At 48.9% G+C, this 3,717-nt stretch carries 4 protein-coding genes; all 4 read right to left on the reverse strand.

The window, feature by feature from the left end; all coding sequences use genetic code 11:
* Positions 1 to 452: 452 nt before the first annotated feature.
* Entirely contained in the window at positions 453 to 983 is a 531-nt protein-coding gene (locus tag D6694_13515) for a hypothetical protein (GenBank protein RMH36860.1), read from the reverse strand.
* A gap of 274 nt (positions 984 to 1,257) precedes the next feature.
* Complete coding sequence (locus D6694_13520) at positions 1,258 to 1,995, reverse strand: hypothetical protein (GenBank protein RMH36861.1); 738 nt, start codon at positions 1,993 to 1,995, stop codon at positions 1,258 to 1,260.
* Complete coding sequence (locus D6694_13525; protein ID RMH36862.1) at positions 1,995 to 2,921, reverse strand: HEAT repeat domain-containing protein; 927 nt, start codon at positions 2,919 to 2,921, stop codon at positions 1,995 to 1,997. The genes D6694_13520 and D6694_13525 overlap by 1 nt, the downstream gene beginning before the upstream one ends.
* A gap of 423 nt (positions 2,922 to 3,344) precedes the next feature.
* Positions 3,345 to 3,545: a hypothetical protein gene (locus D6694_13530; protein RMH36863.1), complete on the reverse strand. Its 201-nt coding sequence runs from the start codon at positions 3,543 to 3,545 to the stop codon at positions 3,345 to 3,347.
* Between the last annotated feature and the right edge of the window lie 172 nt (positions 3,546 to 3,717).

Consider the following 3,717-nt stretch of genomic DNA (forward strand, 5'->3'; position numbering starts at 1 on the left):
CGGGTCTTCGAGGATGTCGCCGGCTGAGAGCGGGACCTTCCTGCCCCAGGCCGGGATGTGCGCCCTCTCTCCCGCCTGCATGGCCCCTGCCCGGATGGGAGGGAGAGAGCCGGAAAGGTGACTGCGACACGGCAGGTGAACCACAGCAGCCGTCCATACCGCATAGCCATATTGGCGATCACGGCCGAATTGCAGCCTTCCAGCACCGTGCTGTACTCACCGGCACCAAAAGAAAAGGTGAATGATATGGCTGAAATGCGGTGACCATGCAAACACGCCCCCGGCTACCTGTCAAACGCGAGCAAGACCATATATCGTCCGAGCACAGTCAGAAAAATCTTGATATACTCCAAGCTAGCAAAATCTCAGTGCTGTCCAAGCCGCTCACCCTCCAGATAATTAATGGCCATCATAGTCAGCACCCCACACTCTCCAAGAATGCTGAAAAGCCCCTATTCACTGCGCGCGATGATTCGATCCCTGGCCAACAGAGCTCTTTCCACAGTTCGCCGACAAGGATGAGTCGCAGCAATTCTGTCCAGAAGCTCGGCCGTGTGCATATCGCCGAGTTGCTCCGCCAAGGCAATCAGCCCCAAGCGCTGAGGCACCTGACTTTTTGCATAATTGATGATGCGACCAGCCTCAATATCAAAAATATATTGCGGTCTAAAAGATAATGATTTTGGAGTAGGAATCATGTTCAGAGAGACAGAAAATTCTTCCGGAGGAAATTGTATATGAATATCTTTCCCTGCTCGAAAATACATTACTTTACCATTTGATAGTGTGGTATCTTCGGAAAAGTTTACGTCTACCTTCTCGCCAATTTCTCCACTAACCTTACTGGCATCATACTCATAAATAATAGTTCTATATCCAGATCCAAAATGTCCCACTGTTAGAAATGAAAAATTATGATCGTGGGGAAGCCCATATGCATAAAGCTCCGCTTCCTGAGACCAAGATATATTATCTGTGGGCATCCATATATTTGCTCTCAAGTAGAATCTCTTTCCATAAGCAAGCATGATAACTTGCGGAGAATAATAATTAGAATTTATATTATAACCACCACTTTCTATTATTCTTAATATTATATCACATAGAAATCTATTATTGTTAGACAACATCTTCAGCATTGGAGCCATATTTAATACACTTTCTTCACAATCAACATCAACGTTATTGTTTGCATATTATAAGAACTCTTCTAACGATATGGCCTCAGAGACATTTGTAGGAATCGTTAAAGCCATTTTAAGCCTCCACTAGATTTTTCCGCACACCTTCGACTCGAATCATCAAGCAGCCTATAAAACGACCGGGATCATCTAGATAAAGATCAAGTATACGTGCTCGTCGGGCACGATCGAAAAGCGTGAACAACGTTATGGTGTTGTCAAGCACAAGACGGACATTTGGCCGATCAAGTTTTTTCCAGGGCGAGATTGTCAGCCGGCCCTCCCGCACGGGATCGAAAGACGATTCGGTATCCGTAAGGAACTCGACCCTTGAGACAGCGTCATAAGGAACCAAACCACGCCAGCGGATGCCAAGCGCAATGCGCAATCCTTTCTCCTCCAACCGATGAGCCGTTTCCTTGATCAGTTGCCAATCTCCCCACAACCAAAAAATAGCGTATTCCCCCGCCAGAAAAAGCCCACCATGGATGGCCCAGTTGGCCGACACTGCCCCACCCCCGCTCACAAGCGAGGCGAGAAAGAGCAAAATCGGCAGATCCACAAACAGAAGCAGAAAGGAACCAGGTATGGCCAGCATGCGGTAATTGCCGTTTCGCCAAGCGCTAAAAGAATCCGGATCATGGGAATCGGGAACGTATCGCCTGGTTACGGTTAAAAAGCGCAGACAGGCGAGCATGACCTTAGCCTCAGCAAGAACGAACACGGCCAGCCGAGACCGACGCAGGCGAGCGAGAATGAGCCGGATTCTGCCCCCGCCAGGATACTCCTTTCGCACACGCCGTATGCTGCCCATCAGCCCTCCCTCCCCCCGGTCTTTTGCACTGCCGATTGCGCCTGGACCCTTCGAAGACTCTTCAATGCAGCTCTACGGACGTGCGGGTGAGGGTCCTGGAGAGCTTCCCTCAGCGCCACCAGGCAATCTTGCGGCCTTAACGTCCCAAGGCTCTGCATTGCCTGCCACCGAACAAAATGCCGGGGATGCCCCAAAAGCTTTTTCAGAGCAGAAATATCACTATCACGACCATCAGACATCTTGCCCAATGCCAAGGCCGCCATCTGCATGCGAGAATCCATGAAGCTAGCTGCGCTTACTCCGACCGGAAATTTATTTTTTCTATCAAAATGCCATATTAGGAATTCCTCAATATTATAATTAAGAATTAATAATAGAGTCGCCCTACCTATAGGGACCAAGTCTATGGCCTTCCCTCCAGGATTAAAGATAAAAATATCTCCAACGTTCATTATTTTCTTATCATGAAGATATAACTTGTATTCACGATTAAAAATATCATTATTAAACTTATTTCCCGTCACTTTATATGTTAACATCTTGACCCCACACGGCCCGACAACAGCAATCGCTGCCCTACTTGGAAAGGTAGATAGAAATTTACTAATTTCACTCCTCTCTAGTAAGATCAATGACAAACTTACCCCATCTCGCTCACCCAAAAGCAAGCGGCCAATGCCAGCCAATGTCTTAGGAAGATACGAATGATTATGAGACAGATTTACAAGGTACCTATCGACAATGACTCGCAAGTCAGGAGAGGAAACGATAATTTTAAGCTTTTCTTTTATATCGTCATCACAAAAAGACTTGCTAGATGATAGTAAATATTCAATAATATCACGTACCCCCAGATCACAATATTCAACAGAACAACAAATGTTATTGTTTTCACAATCAAATAAATCGTCAGATTTTATAATCATGGGAATCTACATTGACATTTATATATAATATTTCAAAACTGAACGTAATTCACAGAAAATTAGGTGACGGCATACCTTTCTCTTGCAAAGAGACGTACACCGCCACCTTCCACGCCCTAAGCGGTAACGATAATTATAGCAATGATAGACGCAATAAGTGCCGGATCTCCGCTCCCTGAAAGCGCGACTTGTTCTTCAAGATTCTCAAGAGACATCATCTTCTGATGGGCTTTACAGCTCATAGCATCTCTCCTTCTTTTACGGAGCCCCCGTACGAGACACAACTTTTAACATCTCAAGGGCTCTCCCCGCTGATCGCCGGATGCGGCCTCGTGCCCGCAACCGGTCACCTGCACACCGGTCGTAGAACCGGTGTAGTTATACTACACCCTCACGGATGTATCCCGTCAAGAGGGTCTCTGTTCACATTTGCGTGAGCAGTACGTGCATTTTCATGAAAAACATGCGCAAGAAGAGGGGAAAACGCGCGGCGGGCTTCATGAGACCCCCCACTCTGCATAGAGCAGGCCTCTCCCCTGCCGGCCAGCCCTGGTCAGGCCCGGCCAAGGCAGCCTCCTCCCCGTCCGGCCCCATCACACGGTTCCCGAAGCAGGCCGGTTCCATGGGCGCTTCCACCGGGCTCCGCCAAGACCTCGCCCCCATGGACGTCTTCCGCCGGCGCGAAGGCGGCTGCCGCCTCCCGCCTGCATGGCCCCTGCCCGGATGGGGGAAGAAGGCCGAACCGGCCCTCTCCCCCACCTCAGTCCCTTGCGGTCGTCCTCATGCGCTGCGGCGC

This window comes from Gammaproteobacteria bacterium, from assembly GCA_003696665.1.
Taxonomy (GTDB): domain Bacteria; phylum Pseudomonadota; class Gammaproteobacteria; order Enterobacterales.